The sequence below is a fragment of the Pseudoalteromonas luteoviolacea genome (assembly GCF_021654285.1).
Lineage (GTDB): Bacteria > Pseudomonadota > Gammaproteobacteria > Enterobacterales > Alteromonadaceae > Pseudoalteromonas > Pseudoalteromonas luteoviolacea_J.
Map to the genome: position 1 here is coordinate 88,385 of NZ_JAKFZS010000007.1, position 17,200 is coordinate 105,584.

The 17,200-nt window shown below is 42.1% G+C and carries 13 protein-coding genes; 6 read left to right on the plus strand and 7 right to left on the minus strand.

Annotated elements, in window-relative coordinates:
• Nucleotides 1–43: 43 nt before the first annotated feature.
• Entirely contained in the window at nucleotides 44–829 is a 786-nt protein-coding gene (locus L1077_RS08000) for a nucleoside-binding protein (protein WP_237136362.1), read from the minus strand.
• Nucleotides 830–916: 87 nt separating this feature from the next.
• On the minus strand, nucleotides 917–2,230 hold the full coding sequence (locus tag L1077_RS08005) for a Na+/H+ antiporter NhaC family protein (RefSeq protein WP_237136363.1): 1,314 nt from the start codon (nucleotides 2,228–2,230) through the stop codon (nucleotides 917–919).
• A 348-nt stretch (nucleotides 2,231–2,578) separates the two neighbouring features.
• Here L1077_RS08005 and dapB point away from each other — a divergent pair, with 348 nt between their 5' ends.
• The 6 genes from dapB to ccoG all read left to right on the plus strand — a co-directional run bounded on the left by dapB (nucleotide 2,579) and on the right by ccoG (nucleotide 11,612).
• The gene (dapB, locus tag L1077_RS08010; protein WP_237136364.1) at nucleotides 2,579–3,379 is read left to right on the plus strand and encodes a 4-hydroxy-tetrahydrodipicolinate reductase; all 801 of its coding nucleotides are present in this window, start codon (nucleotides 2,579–2,581) and stop codon (nucleotides 3,377–3,379) included.
• A gap of 209 nt (nucleotides 3,380–3,588) precedes the next feature.
• Nucleotides 3,589–4,725, plus strand: a complete 1,137-nt coding sequence (gene carA, locus L1077_RS08015; RefSeq protein WP_039609524.1) for a glutamine-hydrolyzing carbamoyl-phosphate synthase small subunit — start codon at nucleotides 3,589–3,591, stop codon at nucleotides 4,723–4,725.
• 18 nt (nucleotides 4,726–4,743) lie between these two features.
• The gene (gene carB, locus L1077_RS08020) at nucleotides 4,744–7,962 is read left to right on the plus strand and encodes a carbamoyl-phosphate synthase large subunit (protein ID WP_237136365.1); all 3,219 of its coding nucleotides are present in this window, start codon (nucleotides 4,744–4,746) and stop codon (nucleotides 7,960–7,962) included.
• Nucleotides 7,963–8,008: 46 nt separating this feature from the next.
• A complete protein-coding gene (gene greA / locus L1077_RS08025) occupies nucleotides 8,009–8,485 on the plus strand; it encodes a transcription elongation factor GreA (protein ID WP_039609029.1) in 477 nt (158 codons plus the stop codon).
• Nucleotides 8,486–8,651: 166 nt separating this feature from the next.
• Complete coding sequence (locus tag L1077_RS08030) at nucleotides 8,652–10,091, plus strand: sigma-54 interaction domain-containing protein (protein ID WP_237136366.1); 1,440 nt, start codon at nucleotides 8,652–8,654, stop codon at nucleotides 10,089–10,091.
• A 138-nt stretch (nucleotides 10,092–10,229) separates the two neighbouring features.
• Nucleotides 10,230–11,612, plus strand: a complete 1,383-nt coding sequence (gene ccoG / locus L1077_RS08035; RefSeq protein WP_237136367.1) for a cytochrome c oxidase accessory protein CcoG — start codon at nucleotides 10,230–10,232, stop codon at nucleotides 11,610–11,612.
• Between the two features lie 448 nt (nucleotides 11,613–12,060).
• Here the strand turns inward: ccoG and uspE are convergent, their stop codons facing one another.
• From uspE to L1077_RS08060, 5 genes are all read right to left on the minus strand, one after another.
• A complete protein-coding gene (gene uspE, locus L1077_RS08040) occupies nucleotides 12,061–12,984 on the minus strand; it encodes a universal stress protein UspE (protein WP_237136368.1) in 924 nt (307 codons plus the stop codon).
• Between the two features lie 95 nt (nucleotides 12,985–13,079).
• The gene (locus L1077_RS08045) at nucleotides 13,080–13,808 is read right to left on the minus strand and encodes an FNR family transcription factor (RefSeq protein WP_063359918.1); all 729 of its coding nucleotides are present in this window, start codon (nucleotides 13,806–13,808) and stop codon (nucleotides 13,080–13,082) included.
• Between the two features lie 186 nt (nucleotides 13,809–13,994).
• Nucleotides 13,995–14,666: a sulfite exporter TauE/SafE family protein gene (locus L1077_RS08050; RefSeq protein WP_237136369.1), complete on the minus strand. Its 672-nt coding sequence runs from the start codon at nucleotides 14,664–14,666 to the stop codon at nucleotides 13,995–13,997.
• Nucleotides 14,653–14,826 carry a cbb3-type cytochrome oxidase assembly protein CcoS gene (gene ccoS, locus L1077_RS08055; protein WP_063359916.1) on the minus strand — a complete coding sequence of 58 codons (174 nt, stop codon included), beginning with the start codon at nucleotides 14,824–14,826 and terminating at the stop codon, nucleotides 14,653–14,655. The genes L1077_RS08050 and ccoS overlap by 14 nt, the downstream gene beginning before the upstream one ends.
• Nucleotides 14,823–17,195: a heavy metal translocating P-type ATPase gene (locus L1077_RS08060; protein ID WP_237136370.1), complete on the minus strand. Its 2,373-nt coding sequence runs from the start codon at nucleotides 17,193–17,195 to the stop codon at nucleotides 14,823–14,825. The genes ccoS and L1077_RS08060 overlap by 4 nt, the downstream gene beginning before the upstream one ends.
• Between the last annotated feature and the right edge of the window lie 5 nt (nucleotides 17,196–17,200).

A 17,200-nucleotide genomic window follows, 5' to 3' on the forward strand; every position in this document is an offset into this window, starting at 1 on the left:
GTTTTTAAAGGCGCTTATTTGCGCCTTTATGTAAGTTAAGCGGTTAGAATGTCCAAGCAATGTGCATCTGAGGCACTGATTCATTGGTGTCAGTGCCTAATTTGTTGCGCCAATACTGCCACTCGAAGCCTAAATAAAGTTGACCTTCAGACATTTCAAGCGCGTGACCAAGATCCCAGCGAATAATAGGTTGTGCAAGTAGCCAGCCTTTCACATCAAAGCCTAATTCATTTTCTCTTTGAGCAATGTATTCAACATGCCCCGTAACTTCAAACTTCTGGTTGCCGATATTAAAAGGGTAACCCCACGCGATATCTATCATCCAGCTGTTTGATTCTGCTGGTGCGCCGTTTCTAGCAACCCCTTCGTTGTCATCAATGTACGCTGTGAATAAGGTAGATAAGAAACTAAAGCCTTCGGCATTCCAAGAGACTTTTACGCCGGGTAAGTATTTCATTACTTTTGAGTCACCGGCCATATTAAAGCCTGCAACTAATCCAATGTGTTTTATCGCCCCATTTTGAAACTCAAGCCCAGCAGTTTTTGATAGGCTGAATGTTGAGTACCATTCTCCATAAAAATCTCTATCTTGATAGTCATCGTCTAAGTCATCGACGAGGTAGTCAATGAAGAAAAAATTATCCCCGTATTGATAACCAGAGCTGTGCTGCAATGAATAAACCGTGGTATTGGCCTCATTTTGTGAGAAAGGGTTTTTGAAATCTCCGTGATTAATATGAAGCTGAGTATTGCTCCAATCTGCAGCATATGCTGAAGATGTGATACAAGTGAGGGCAGTGGACAGTGCCAGAGAGAGTTTATTGTTCATTAATATATCTTCAAAGTTGAGGAACTTTGTAATTATATATTAATTCAGGGGGTTATGTGCACCCGAAAAACAGGTGCACAGATCAAGTTAGGCTTTATTACGACGTAAAATAATCACAGCAACTGCAGTGAAAGCCAAAATAAAGCAATAGAATGAAGATGTAGATACATCCCAAGGGCTAATGCTGAAAGTCGCGCCTAGCAATAACGCTTGTGCGCCATATGGTAATGAACCTTGCATTACACATGCGAAGATATCTAATAAACTTGCTGAACGCTTTGGTGATATATCGCTATCGTCTGCTAACTTTTTAGCGACAGGCCCTGCAACGATAATACTTACCGTGTTGTTTGCAATACACATATTACTGGTCATAACCAAGGCAGCAATACCAAGTTGATCTGCTACTTTACTGTTCAATTTGCTTAGCTTAGATATGATTTTATGAATTTTAGTTGCGATATACTCTAAGCCCCCATTAATACGGATAAACTCAGATAGGCCACCAATAAACATCGACAGTAAAAAGATTTCCTGCATGTCAGTGAAGCCTTTATATACGTCTTTAACGAATGCGCCGCCTTCATAATCACCGGCAAAGCCGACCGCTGCCGCAAAAATAATACCACTGAAGAGCACTGCGAATACATTCAAGCCCATCACGGCAAGAATAAGAATAAATGCATAAGGCAGTACCAATAACCAATCGAAATCTTTAGTTTCAACAGCTTGAGGCTCAGGGGTCAAGAATACCAATAGCAGCACAGTGAAGAAGGCTGCAGGTAAAGCAATTTTTAAATTCTCTTTAAACTTGTCTTTCATTTCACAGCCTTGCGTACGTGTCGCTGCGATTGTGGTATCAGAAATAATAGACAAGTTGTCACCAAACATTGCACCAGAGACGATTGTGCCGGCCATTAGGGCAGGGTCAATGCCTGTTTTTATGGATACCGCGTACGCAATCGGGCCTATGGCACCAATAGTACCCATAGATGTACCCATGGCAGTTGATACAACTGCAGCAATCAAAAATAAGCCAGGTAACAAAAATGCTGGTGGAATTAGTGATAGACCCGCGTTTACAACCGCATCAACACCACCTGTGGCTCCAGCGACTGCCGAGAAAGAACCAGCAAGCAAGTAGATAAGGCACATGGTGATGATATTACTGTGTCCAGCGCCTTTAATAAAAGTTTCAACGCTTTGATTGATTGACGTTTTGTTTAACCAAAAAGCAAGCACAATCGCTGGTAAAATAGCTACCGGTGCAGGTAATTGGTAAAAGGCATAGTCAACGCCTTGTGATTGTAGGTATAAACCTGCGCCTAGAAATAGGGCAACAAAGGTAAGTAAAGGTAACAAAGATAACTTTGCACGTGTGTTGTCAAAAGATGGCTGCATAGCACTCCCCAAAAAACAGTATCTACTTAAGTTGCAGTGTAAGTAGACATAACCACAGCCAACAGGGCTATTATTAGCTGTATTTAAACTTCTACGCCCGCAATAATTAAATCGGCGAAGGTGGAAGTTTAAATGTTTAGACGTCTAAAGTCTATGGTCTTTATTATAATTATTGAATAACTGACTATGGCATAGAGATACGCTAAACTCTAGGCCGGTACAAGCATGTGATAATTAGTTGTTTACTCGATTAAGTGCTAGAAGAAAATGCGCATATAGAATGAAGAGGGTGAATTGATTATCGTCTCCCCATCTGAAGCGTTGATAAAAATTAGGAATGAGAAAGTAATGACAAAAATAGGTGTATTTGGTGCAAACGGCAGAATGGGACAGGCACTGATTGAAGCGGTAGAAATTGAAAAAGAGGTTGAACTAGCAGGCGCATTTGTAAGAGAAAGCTCGCAATATTTAAATACGGAAGTTAAGGCACTACAACCTGTTCACACATCAAAGCTTAAATTTAGCGCTGAAAACAGTGAAGACCTGCAAGCTGATGTACTCATCGACTTTACGTTGCCTGAAGGCATGTTGTCTCATTTAAATAAGGCAGTAAGCAAACAAATCCCCATGGTGATTGGTACAACCGGTCTATCTGATCCAGAAATGGCACAGTTACAAGAAGCCAGCAAGCACATCCCCATTGTATTTGCGCGCAACTTTAGTGTCGGCGTAAACCTGTTATTAAACTTGGTGCAAACGGCAGCGACTAAGCTTGCTGATGAAATGGACATTGAAATATTTGAAGCCCACCACAGAAATAAGATTGATGCGCCGTCAGGTACGGCATTAGCAATTGGTGAAGCCATTGCAGAGGCGAAAGGGTGGGATCATGACACTGTTGCAAGGTATGACCGTAGTAATGTCCATGAAGCGAAAAGTCAAGACGAAATTGGCTATTCAGTCCTCCGAGCAGGTGACATAGTTGGTGAACATACAGCTTACTTTGCAACCATGGGTGAAAGGCTTGAATTAACCCACAAAGCTGCATCAAGGTTAACGTTTGCATCAGGTGCAGTAAGGGCTGCACAGTGGTTGAAAAACAAACCAGCAGGACTTTATGACATGCAAGATGTCCTAGGTTTGAAGTAGTTTGTTTATTTTTTTGGCGGTTTCACTTGAAAATGACTTTTAAGTGCTTATTTTCAAGTTTTTTACTCTAATCATTAGACGAATCTCAGAAAGTGCTGTAGACTATAACGAATTTGCCAAAATTTAATTACTGCGTGTTACCAAGCGCTTTGTAGACGGGAAAAAAGCGTGTTTGCTTATCCCGTTTTTTTATATCTATGGAGGTTAACTTGACTAAATCCGCTCTGTTAGTCCTTGAAGACGGTACGGTGTTTCGCGGTACTGCCATCGGCGCCGACGGTATTTCTGTTGGTGAGGTAGTATTCAATACGTCTATGACAGGATATCAAGAAATCTTGACCGATCCGTCTTACGCGGAACAAATTGTCACCTTAACTTACCCGCACATCGGAAACACTGGTACAAACAGTGAAGACGAAGAAGCGGACAAAATCTGGGCTAAAGGCCTTGTGATTCGTGACTTACCATTACTAGCAAGTAATTTCCGTAACGAACAATCGTTAAGTGATTATTTGAAAGAACGTAATATTCTAGGGATAGCGGATATCGATACGCGTAAGCTGACGCGTATCCTACGTGATAAGGGAGCTCAAAACGGCTGTATCATCGCTGGTGATGACGTTGACGAGCAAAAGGCGCTTGAAGCGGCTAAGGCATTCCCTGGCCTAAAAGGAATGGATTTAGCAAAAGTTGTAACAACAGAATCTTCTTTCCCTTGGAATGAAGGCAGCTGGACACTGGGCGAAGGCTTTAAAACGCTTGAGCAAGGTGAAGAGCAGTTCCATGTTGTTGCATACGATTTTGGTGTAAAGAAAAATATCTTACGTATGCTAGTTGACCGTGGCTGTAAGCTAACGGTTGTTCCTGCAGAAACCTCCGCTGCAGAAGTACTGGCATTAAACCCAGACGGCATCTTCCTTTCAAATGGACCTGGTGATCCAGAGCCATGTACTTATGCAATCGATGCTATCAAGTCTTTCCTTGAAACAGACACTCCAATTTTTGGTATTTGTCTTGGTCACCAATTACTGGCATTAGCATCTGGTGCAAAAACAGTAAAAATGAAGTTTGGTCACCACGGTGGTAACCACCCGGTTAAAGATTTAGACCGTGACGTAGTGATGATCACAGCGCAAAACCATGGTTTCGCTGCTGATGAGCAGAGCTTACCTGACAATCTTCGTGCAACGCACAAGTCATTATTCGACGGTACGTTACAGGGTATTCACCGAACTGATAAGCCAGCTTTCAGTTTCCAAGGTCACCCTGAAGCAAGCCCAGGTCCACACGACGCAGCGCCGTTGTTTGACCACTTCATTGAATTAATGCAAGCACGCAAAGCCTAATTTATTACTGGAGTAACAATGCCAAAACGTACCGACATAAAAAGCATTCTAATCTTGGGCGCAGGCCCAATTGTTATCGGCCAAGCATGTGAATTTGACTACTCTGGTGCTCAGGCCTGTAAAGCGCTTAGAGAAGAAGGTTATCGAGTCATTCTTGTAAACTCGAACCCTGCAACGATTATGACTGACCCAGAAATGGCTGATGCAACGTACATCGAGCCAATTCACTGGGAAGTTGTTGAAAAAATCATCGAAAAAGAAAAGCCAGATGCGGTTCTTCCTACCATGGGTGGCCAGACTGCACTGAACTGTGCGCTTGATTTAGACAAGCACGGCGTGCTTGCTAAGTACGATGTTGAGCTGATTGGTGCAACTGCGGATGCAATCGACAAAGCAGAAAACCGTGAGCGTTTCGACATCGCGATGAAAAACATTGGTCTTGAGTGTCCTCGAGCAGAGATCGCACACTCAATGGACGAAGCAAAAGACGTATTAACGCGTATTGGCTTCCCATGTATCATCCGTCCTTCTTTCACAATGGGTGGCACCGGTGGTGGTGTTGCTTACAACATGGAAGAGTTCGAAGAAATCTGTACTCGTGGTTTAGACCTTTCACCGACCAATGAGCTTCTAATTGATGAGAGCTTACTTGGCTGGAAAGAGTATGAGATGGAAGTTGTTCGTGACAAAAACGACAACTGTATCATCGTATGTTCTATTGAAAACTTTGATCCAATGGGTGTACATACAGGTGACTCAATCACGGTTGCACCGGCACAAACTCTGACTGATAAAGAATATCAGCTAATGCGTAATGCTTCGATGGCGGTATTGCGTGAGATTGGTGTTGAAACAGGTGGTTCAAACGTTCAGTTTGGTGTAAATCCAAAAGATGGCCGTATGGTTATCATTGAGATGAATCCACGTGTATCTCGTTCATCTGCACTTGCATCGAAAGCGACGGGTTTCCCAATCGCGAAAATCGCAGCAAAACTGGCTGTAGGCTACACGCTTGATGAGCTTCAAAATGACATCACTGGTGGCGCAACACCAGCATCATTTGAGCCATCAATTGATTACGTTGTGACTAAGATCCCTCGTTTTAACTTTGAAAAGTTCGCTGGTGCAAATGACCGTCTAACGACTCAGATGAAGTCTGTTGGTGAGGTTATGGCGATTGGACGTAACCAGCAAGAGTCTCTTCACAAAGCACTTCGTGGTCTAGAAGTGGGCGCGACGGGTTTCAACCCAATCGTTGCACTTGATGACCCTAAAGCAAAAGAGACCATCATCCGTGAACTACGTGAGCCAGGTGCAGAGCGTATTTGGTACATTGCAGATGCAATGCGTCACGGTATGAGTGTTGACGATGTATTTGAGCTAACTAAGATTGACCGTTGGTACTTAGTTCAGATTGAAGACATCATCAAAGATGAAGCTAAAATTGCAGAAGCAGGTCTTGCCGGTCTTAACAAAGATTTCCTTCGTCGCCTTAAGCGTAAGGGCTTTGCTGATGCACGCATTGCTGAAATTGCAGGTGTGTCTGAAAAAGAAATCCGTAAGAAGCGTCATCAGTTAGAAATCCTACCTGTTTACAAGCGTGTTGATACATGTGCTGCAGAGTTCAGCTCAGACACAGCTTACATGTACTCTACATATGACGAAGAGTGTGAAGCAGCACCGTCTGACAAAGACAAGATCATGGTTATCGGCGGTGGCCCTAACCGTATCGGTCAAGGTATCGAATTCGATTACTGTTGTGTTCATGCGGCGCTTGCAATGCGTGAAGATGGCTATGAAACTATCATGGTTAACTGTAACCCTGAGACAGTTTCTACAGATTATGATACGTCTGATCGTCTATTCTTCGAGCCAATTACTCTGGAAGATGTGCTAGAAATCGTACGTGTTGAGAAGCCAAAAGGCGTTATCGTTCAGTATGGTGGTCAAACACCACTTAAGCTAGCGCGTGACCTTGAAGCGAATGGTGTGCCGGTAATTGGTACTTCTCCTGACGCAATCGACCGTGCAGAAGACCGTGAGCGTTTCCAGCAACTTGTTGAACGTCTTGACCTTCTTCAGCCTGAGAACGCGACAGTTACTTCATTAGAAGAAGCGGTTGCTAAGTCTCAAGAAATCGGTTTCCCATTAGTTGTTCGTCCATCATACGTACTAGGTGGTCGTGCGATGGAAATCGTATATGACGAAGATGACTTACGTCGTTACATGACTGAAGCGGTATCTGTATCTAACGAAGCACCAGTTCTTCTTGACCGCTTCCTAGATGATGCAATCGAAGTTGACGTTGATGCTATCTGTGATGGTGAAAACGTGATCATTGGCGGTATCATGGAGCACATCGAGCAGGCGGGTGTTCACTCAGGTGACTCAGCATGTTCATTACCAGCACACTCTCTATCGCAAGATATTCAAGACGTTATGCGTAAGCAAGTACGTGACATGGCGCTAGAGCTTGGTGTTGTGGGTCTAATGAACACTCAGTTTGCTGTGAAAGATGGCAAAGTATACCTAATCGAGGTTAACCCTCGTGCAGCGCGTACAGTACCATTTGTTTCTAAAGCAACAGGTGTTGCACTTGCGAAAGTAGCTGCACGTTGTATGGTTGGCCAATCTTTAGAAAGCCAAGGCGTAGCAAAAGAAGTAATTCCTCCTTATTACAGCGTGAAAGAAGTTGTACTTCCTTTTGCTAAGTTCTTAGGTGTTGACCCAATCCGTGGTCCAGAGATGCGTTCAACGGGTGAAGTCATGGGTGTTGGTGAAAACTTCGCCGAAGCATTCGCAAAAGCTCAATTAGGTGCATCAAACGCTTTACCACGTGGCGGTCGCGCGTTACTATCTGTCCGTAACAGCGACAAGTCACGCGTTGTCGAGCTTGCTAAAACGATGAAAGCTATCGGTTTTGAGCTTGACGCAACGAACGGTACAGCTAAAGCATTAGAAGAAGCTGGTATTGAAGTTCGCCGTGTGAACAAGGTATTTGAAGGTCGTCCTCATATTCTTGACCGTATCAAGAATGGTGAGTACAGCTACATCGTAAATACCACTGAAGGTCGCCAAGCGATTGAAGATTCGAAGGTGTTACGTCGTGGTGCACTTCAGCATAAGACTAACTACACCACCACGCTAAATGCAGCGTTTGCAAACTGTACTGCGCATGCCGCAGATGACAGAAGCTCTGTAAACTCTGTACAAGAATTACACCAGCGATTGAACTAATGGATATAAGCCAAGGCCTTTGGCCTTGGTGGTAAGTGAGAGACTTATGCAATCAATTCCGATGACTGTACGAGGCGAAGAGTTGCTTCGTGAAGAACTGAACCATCTGAAAAAAGTGGTTCGCCCCCAAATTGTTGCCGATATTGCCGAAGCGCGTGAACACGGTGACTTAAAAGAAAACGCTGAGTATCATGCTGCGCGTGAACAGCAGGGTTTTTGTGAAGGGCGAATTCAAGAAATCGAAGCTAAATTATCGACTTCTCAAGTAATTGACGTCACAAAGATGGCTAATAATGGCAAGGTTATTTTTGGTAGCACAGTAACGATTGTTAATGTAGATACTGATGAAGAAGTAACTTATAAAATTGTTGGCGACGACGAAGCAGACATTAAAAACAATTTAATTTCTGTAAATTCACCAATTGCTCGTGGCTTAGTCGGCAAAGAGCTAGATGATTCAGTTAATATTCAAACTCCAAACGGTACTGTTGAATACGAAATCATCGAAGTTGAATACGTCTAATTAGTCTAACCTAAAGATCAAAAGCCCAGTTCATTGTAACTGGGCTTTTTTATTTCTTACGCGAATAAATCCCGTTTTTGACCAAGATCATCCTTTCTATGAACACTTCTCGCTAGATAAAGCTGATTGACGTACTATCAATCGTGAAATATCACGAGGAATGATAATGTCATCTGTTATTAAGCACTTCTTAAATGACCCAAAACTCTTACTCAATGCCGTCGGCGAAGGTATCTATGGCTTTGACTTATCTGGTAATGCCGTTTTTATCAACCCTGCAGCAGAAAAAATGACAGGGTGGGGAGCTGATGAGTTACTCGGTAAGAAAATTCATCAGTATCACCATCATAGCCACCCAGATGGTAGCGAATATCCCGCCGATGAGTGTCAAATTTATAAAACCATGTTTGATGGTGAAACGCGTTATGTTAAAGGAGAGGTTTTTTGGCGTAAAGATGGGAGTTGCTTTCCGGTTGAATACACATCAACACCTGTGTATCGAGATGGTCAAGTGATAGGGGCTGTGGCGATATTTCGCGATATTTCACAACAGGAGGAAACAGAGCAAGCACTTCGTGATGCGCTCAAACAAGTGCAGTCTTTATCAGAGCAATTAAAAGACGAAAATAGCTATCTGTTGTCTGAAATTAATCAAAATTGGCAAGGTTCTGGTTTGGTGGGCCAAAGCCATGTTTTCAACCGTATGCTTGAGCAAATCAAGTTAGTCAGTACAACTGATAGTACAGTGCTTGTTTTAGGTGAAAATGGCACAGGTAAAGAGCTAGTTGCACGAAACCTACACGCTTTAAGTGGTCGATCAAAAATGCCTTTTGTGCGTGTGAATTGTGCTGCATTTTCGCCAAGTTTGTTAGAGTCAGAATTATTTGGTCATGAAAAAGGTGCGTTTACAGGCGCGCATGATAAGAGAAAAGGCCGTTTTGAGCTTGCACACAATGGTACCTTGTTTTTAGATGAAATTGGTGAGCTTCCTCAAGAGGCACAAAGCAAGCTACTACGTGTGTTGCAGGAGCAAGAGTTTGAGCGTGTTGGCGGCACAAAAACCATATCCGTTAATATACGAGTAATTGCAGCGACAAACAGAGATCTGTGGCAAATGGTGGAAGAGGGCGCGTTTAGGATGGACTTATATTATCGATTAAATGTATTCCCTATTAAAGTGCCTCCGCTTCGTGAAAGAAAAGAGGATTTACCTATGCTGTGTGCCAACATGATTAGTAAGCTTAATGTTAGATTGGGTAAGCAAATCAAAGGGATAGCAAAATCATCTTTAATCAAACTAGAATCCTATGATTGGCCTGGAAATATCAGAGAACTTCAGAATATTTTGGAGCGTGAAGCCATTTTAGCGAGCGGTTACACATTGCATTTGTCACAGCCTTTACACATAGATGAGAATGTTGCCATTAGAGGTGAAGCTGCAGTTCGTTTGGATGAGGTTCAAAAACGACATATTATTAAAGTGTTAGAGATGAGTGGTTGGAAAATTTCAGGTGCGCAAGGTGCCGCTGAAAAGCTTGGATTAAATGAAAGTACACTGCGCTCTAAGATGAAAAAGTTGGGGATCTCGAAAAAACGCGATATTTAAAGAGGTTTCGTGAAATATCACGTACAAGTAGAATGGGTTTAATTTAAATTCATTAAATATCAGATGTTTAAATATCTTTCAGTTTGGTCTGAAAGTTGCAAAACACTCTTTGTGTTCCACTTACCGTAAGCAAGTAATATGAAGTTTGATATTAAAGAAGAGGATATGATTATTAAGCCCTACAAGCAAGAAGGGCCAATTTATATCCGAGAACAAAAAGGGTTCTTTCAGAAAATTCGTCGTAACCTTGGCTGGATATTGATGTTGGTATTTATCGCTATTCCTTGGATCCCCTACAAAGGCCAGCAAGCTGTCCTTTTTGATGTTTCAAGCCAACAATTTAGAATATTTAGTCAGACATTTTTGCCGCATGATTTTATGATTTTAGCTTGGGTATTTATGGCCGGTGCTTTTGGTTTATTTTTTGTCACCAACTGGTTGGGCCGAGTTTGGTGTGGCTATACCTGCCCTCAAACCATTTGGATGCTAATGTTTACGTGGGTAGAGCATCGAGTTGAGGGAACTCGTAATCAGCGTATTAAACTAGATAAATCGAATTGGAATTCACAAAAAGCACTGAGAAAAACAGCGAAACACACGATTTGGTTATTGATTTCTTTATTTACCGCGACTTCTTTCATGGCTTATTTTGTGCCAGCGAAAACCTTATATATCGATATGTTCACTTTAGAGTGGTCTGGTTTAGTGAGTTTCTGGGTGTTTTTATTTGCTTTTTGTACCTACGGAAATGCAGGTTTTTTAAGAGAAAAAATGTGCAATGTGGCATGCCCATATTCTCGCTTCCAATCAGTTATGTTCGACAAAGATACCTTGTTAGTTACTTACGATGCAATACGAGGAGAGAATCGTGGGCCACGTAAGCGCAAGTCTGATCACAAAGCACAAGGGCTTGGAGATTGCGTAGACTGCAACTTGTGTGTTGAGGTGTGTCCTGCGGGCATAGATATACGAAATGGCCTTCAATATGAGTGTATTAACTGTGGATTATGTATAGATGCATGTGATGACACCATGTCTAAATTTGGTTATCAAATAGGTTTAATACAGTACGTTAGTGAAAATCAAACAGCTGGAAAAACATCTAGCCCTTTCAGGCTCAAGCTTATCGGCTATGCAGGCTTGTTTGCGGTTATACTTGCGACCATGGCAATTTGGGCGTTTAATCGCACGCCAATTGAAGCATCCGTGATCCGAGATCGTAATGCGCTTTACAGGGTTAATTACGAAGGGTTAGTCGAAAACCCATACACGTTAAGTATCATTAATAAAACGCAGCAAACATTGCAATATAAAATAAGCTTCCATGGTTTGGATAACGCTAAACTAACAGCCCCGCAAGAGATTGAAATACAAGGCGGTAAGATGTTACTCGTCCCTGTGACGATTGCCGCTGTTGGCTATGATATTCAAAGTAAACGAACGCCAATTCAATTTACTATTTCCGCGAATGAAGATAGCAGTATTTCTATCACGAAAGACAGCTATTTTTATAAAAACTAGTGTTTTAGTAGAGCACTGGGTTATTCCTCAAAGGGCCAATTGGCCCTTTTTTACTACCTAGTTAAAGTATGAGAATATAACGGACTAAACTGCGTAAAATTTTCCTGTCATTTGGCGTCGTCGAGTATGGTAAGAGGTTAATATGTTTTGGTATCGAAGTTCTGATTGTTCACCATGCGAGCGTTGTGGTGTGTCTTTGAGTGATGAACTTGATGAGTGTCCACATTGTAAAGGTTTATCAAATAGAGAGGCCTTGAATTTGAAAGCATTTAGACAATATGAAATGCCCAAGTCTAACCGTTTTCTAAGGTTCGTCATGTTATGTTTGTTTGGGTTGTGCTTTGTTGGAGTGGTTTATCTCTTTATGCTGTAGCTTTTAATGCACGTATAAGCTTGCACTTGATGCATTGAAGAAAAGTCCGATACTAAATATCGGACTTTTCAGTAGCTAGTTTTCCAGAGGGCTTTTGTAACCGTCAGGTTTGAGTGCTAAGACATCGCAATCTAAGCTATCAATAACATGTTCTGCCGTATTACCAATTAAAGCGGCACTCAATCCAGTTCTTCCTACCGTACCAATAACGACAAGCTCAGCTGACTTCTTGTCTGCAACAGAAGGGATAACATCTTCAGGTAGACCTTCTTCGATAATACAGGTCTCTTTTGCTATGTTAAACTTACTTGCTAAAGACCATGTCTCATCCTCATGATGCTTTTTAACCGCTTCACTGTATTGCGATGGGTTGAATTCAGGAATTTCTATCGCGATGTTTACCGGGGTAGCAGGATAGGTATTAACCAAGCTCAATGACGCATTTGCAAGGTCACAAATAAACAGGGCGTCTTTGACAATTCGTTTGTTGAGCTCTTGGTGTTGCTCATTGTCACTGACCGAGTTAACCGCTGCGATGATCTCTCCATGCTCTGGCCAGGCTTTATCTTTAACCAAAAGCACTGGAGTAGGGCATTTGCGTATTAGATGCCAATCAGTAGGGGTAAATATAACTGATTTTAACGTATCGTGTTGATGTGTCGATTTGATAACGATATCGAATTGCTCGTCGAGCACTTCTTCAATAATTGCTTCATATGGTCGGTTGTGCCATACCACCTTTGCTTGGATGTCTAAGTCGGTATACTTTTCTATCTGTATATTTATCCATTCTTCTCTATCTTTAATAACTGCGAGGCGCATCGCTTCGCGCTCTTCTTTGGAAAGCATGGTTGTCATTTCGTATGAAAAGTCATAAATAGAGAGGAAGGCTGTTATTTTTGCCCCTGTTTTTTGGGCGAGACTAATAGAGCGTTCAAGGCTATTTTGCTGCTCTTTTGTGGGGTCAATAACAGTGAGGATTCTCTTTATCTTGTCCATAAAAGCCTCCTATGGCACTTGGCTAATCAATATACTTTGAGTGTAACTGATATAGCCAAGGTATAAAGCGAATTCGGCAGAAATATTGGTTTAGATCAAGTAGTAATACCAGCTGCCGCAGCTAAGCCTTCAGGTTCTAAAATGGTAATGAATTTACCTTCAACTTTGATTAAGCCTGCTTTTTGAAAGCGGCTTAACAGGCGGCTGATAGTTTCAACTGTCAGGCCTAGGTAGTTACCAATTTCGCCTCGTGTCATTGTAAAGCGGAACTCTTTACGAGAGAAACCACGTTCGCCAAATCGGTTAGACAAGTTGAAGATAAATGTTGCGAGCCTTTCTTCAGCCGTTTTTTTGTTGAGTAACAATAGCATCTCTTGATCATAGTTGATCTCGTTACTCATCAGTCTCATGATCTGCTGTCTTAATTTTGGTAATTTGCCTGCAAGTTCATCAAGTGTTTCAAACGGGATTTCACATACCATTGAAGTTTCGAGTGCTTGTGCAAAGCTTTGATGTTGCATTTTATTGATGGCATCAAAACCAACCAAGTCACCAGCGAGGTGAAACCCAGTTATTTGCTCATCACCTTGCTCAGACAGGGTATAAGATTTAAATGAGCCAGATCTAACGGCGTAAATTGCTTGAAGTGCTGTGCCAGATTCGAATAAGAAGTCACCTTTATGCAAAGGTTTCTTTCGTTCGATGATTTCATCTAGCTTATCCATCTCATTACCGTTGAGTGAATAAGGCAAGCAAAGCTGACTTATACTGCAATTTGTACAACTGATTGTACACTGACTTTTGGAGCGATTATTTAAATCCATAATTAATCCATTACTCTTAGACGCACATAAAAAATAAATTCAAAAATTGCCAAAAACAAAAACTTAAATATTATTATTAAGTTAAGTACTTCGAAATTTTCACCATAATAAGCCCGTAAAAACTCCTGCTTTTAAGGACTTAATCTATGCTTGCCATTATCTAATATTAGCAAGCATAAAACTAGATTAATCTACTAGTTTATTACTAGTGATGATAATCAAATAAAATCCATACCATACAAAGAGATTACCAAGTGCCACTCTCGTTACCGTATGGTTTAAAAATTTGTTGAGTATTTGCGCTGATTGTCCTGCAACAAGTAATGCAGGAAAGGTCCCCAGAGCGAAAGCCACCATGGTAAGTGCGCCATACAGGGCACTTTTTGCTTGAAGGCTCCATATCAAAGCACTATATACAAGGCCACATGGTAGCCACCCCCATAAAGCGCCATAAGCAAGCGCTTTTGCTTTGGTATCAATCGGTAAAATGTGTTTATTTAGCTTGACTATACGTTGCCAAATTACAAAGTTTCCGAGTTTTTCTAGCCAATTTAGTGTGCCAGCAAGCCGCATAATGTATAGGCCAACGAGCAGCATAAATACGCCACTTAAATAGGATAAAGCAATAGCAAAACCTGTGTGTTGCTTCGCTAAAGATGCGCCCAGTGCAGCAACCAGCAGGCCTGCGGTAGCATAACTTAAAAGTCGGCCAAAATTGTATAAAAAAGCGACGAGAAGGGGAGCTTGCTTTGATTGGGCAAGCTGTAAGCTTGATGCTATTCCACCACACATAGCTAAGCAGTGGCCACTGCCCATCAGTCCCATAAAAAATGCACTGGCAAAACTAATTTCCATCATTACTCTTGTTATGTTGCTCTTTGTCATCTTCAAACAAAATGCTGTGCGCTTGCTTGTTTAGATCAGAGAATTGCTCGCTTTTTACAGCCCAAAAAAACACCCCGATGGCGATAACCACAAATAAAATAGCGATGGGGATCAATACATAAATTATACTCATAGCTTCAATAACCTTAATGAGTTGGTAATGACCACAATAGAGCTTGCTGACATGCCAATTACAGCGAGCCAAGGTGGCACGAGCCCAAGTGCAGCTAATGGTAAGATAGAGCCGTTATACAGCAGCGAAATCGTCAAATTTTGCTTAATGATTTGCTTCGTTTTAATGGCCACACTTTGTAGCGTTTTCAGTGAATTTAGATCACTATTTAACAGTACTACATCAGCCGTGTTTTTTGAAATATCTGCGCCAGTTTCCATTGCAATAGAAAGGTGGGCGCTATTAAATACTGGGCTATCGTTTACGCCATCGCCAACCATAGCTACGATGTGACCTTTATCAGACCAGTGTTCAACTTCATTTTGCTTGTCTTTTGGTGCACACGCTTGTTTATAAGAATCAAGTCCAAGTTCGTTAGATAAATCGCTGGCAGCTTTTGAGCTATCACCGGTTAACATATGGCATGTGAGCTGATGAGATTGTAAATATTCGACGACTTCGGGCGCACTGGTTCGTACTTTATCTTGAAGGTAAAAGTCCGCGATAGGCCGCTTGTCAACAAATAGGGTTGCCTGCGCAAAAGAGGCATGACTTCCAAACCAGCTAGGTTTGCCAATTGCGATGTGTTTGCCTTCAAATTGGCCGCTTACACCAAGGCCTGTTGATACCTTCGCTTTATTTATCTCTAAAAAGCTGACTTTTTCGTCAGCAAACGCTTTCGCGATTGGATGCTCGGAATAGCGCTCCAGTGCGCTTGCAAGGGCTAAAATCATCGACTCTGCATATTGCTCATCTAGAACAGTGACATTCGAAATGGTAAAGCGCCCTTCTGTAAGGGTACCTGTTTTATCAAATGCATACCGACTTACCTTGGGCGCAGTTTCTAATACATGCGCTTCTTTGATCAAGATGCCTTTTCTGGTAAGTGTCGCAACGGCACAGGTTAAAGCTGTAGGGATAGCCAAGCTTAATGCACATGGGCAGGTGGCAACTAAAACAGCGATTGTGATCCAGAATGCATGCTCGGGTTCGACATGGTACCAACCAATTGCTGTGATGGAGGCAAAGATCAGTAAGCAGGCCACAAACCACTGGGCGACTTTATCGGTTACTTCAACAATTTTGGGCCTTTTCATTAAAGCGTTATGTTGAAGCTTAATGATCTGATTGAGTAGTGTGTTTTGCCCAACTTTGTTAATTTTTAAAGTGATGACGCCATCGTGATTCAGCGTGCCTGCATAGACTTGGTGATTGGTAAATTTTTTAATCGGGAGATGTTCACCTGTCATCATCGATTCGTCGACTGTACTCGTACCATCAACCACAATGCCATCGGCGGGAATTGTCTCGCCAGGTTTAACCAAGATTAAATCGTTTAATGTTAGGCTTTTCGCCGCAATGACTTCCTCTGTTGTACCAGATAATCGCCTAGCGGTAAGAGGCAAAAGTTTTTGCAAGTTAGCAGTAAACTCGCTTGCTTTCATTCGTGCTCTAAACTCTAGATACTTTCCGAGTAGGAGCAGAAAAGTAAACATGCAGATGGACTCAAAATAGACCTCGCCCACAGACATGACAGTCGCATAGCAACTTGCTCCATATGCGCCAAAAATTGCCAGTGAAACCGGCAGATCCATATTCAGTTGGCGGCTTTTAAGGCCTTTTACTGCATTGGTTAAAAAAGGCAGGGCGGAATAGAGAATGACAGGCGAAGCTAAAATTAAACTAATCCAGCGGAAATATTGCTCAAACCCTTCTTCCATACCTGAAAACATGCCAAAGTACATGGCAAAAGCGAACATCATGACTTGCATAGTCATTAGCCCAGCAACGCCTAAGCGACGCATATAAGCTTTAGCAGCAGCTTGTTTTTGCGCGGCTTCTTCATCTGCTTGGAATGGATACGTTTTGTATCCGATTTGCATCAGTGCAGCGATGATTTCACTGAGCTTGGTCGTTTCATCTTGCCACAAGATCATCGCTCGATGGGTTGAGGTATTAACATCGACACGTTTAATGCCAGGGATTGCAAGTAACTGTTTTTCGATCAGCCAGGCACATGCTGCACAGCTGATCCCTTCAACACTGAGTAATACTTCTTTCAAATTACCTTGTTCAGCCACAAAGTCTTTTTGAATATCTTTGTTATCGTAGCTGAGCAGTTCTTTTAATTGTTCTGGTACTAACTCTTCAACTTTGCCGCTGGACTCTGTGCGAAATTTATAATAGTCACTCATTCCCTGCGCAAGGATTGTTTCTGCAACAGCTTGACAGCCTGTGCAACAGACTGGATTGGCGATTCCTTCGAAAACAACTTCACCTTGAAATCCTGAAGGGACAGCTTCAAGGCAATGAAAACAACTTTTTGCCATAAGAA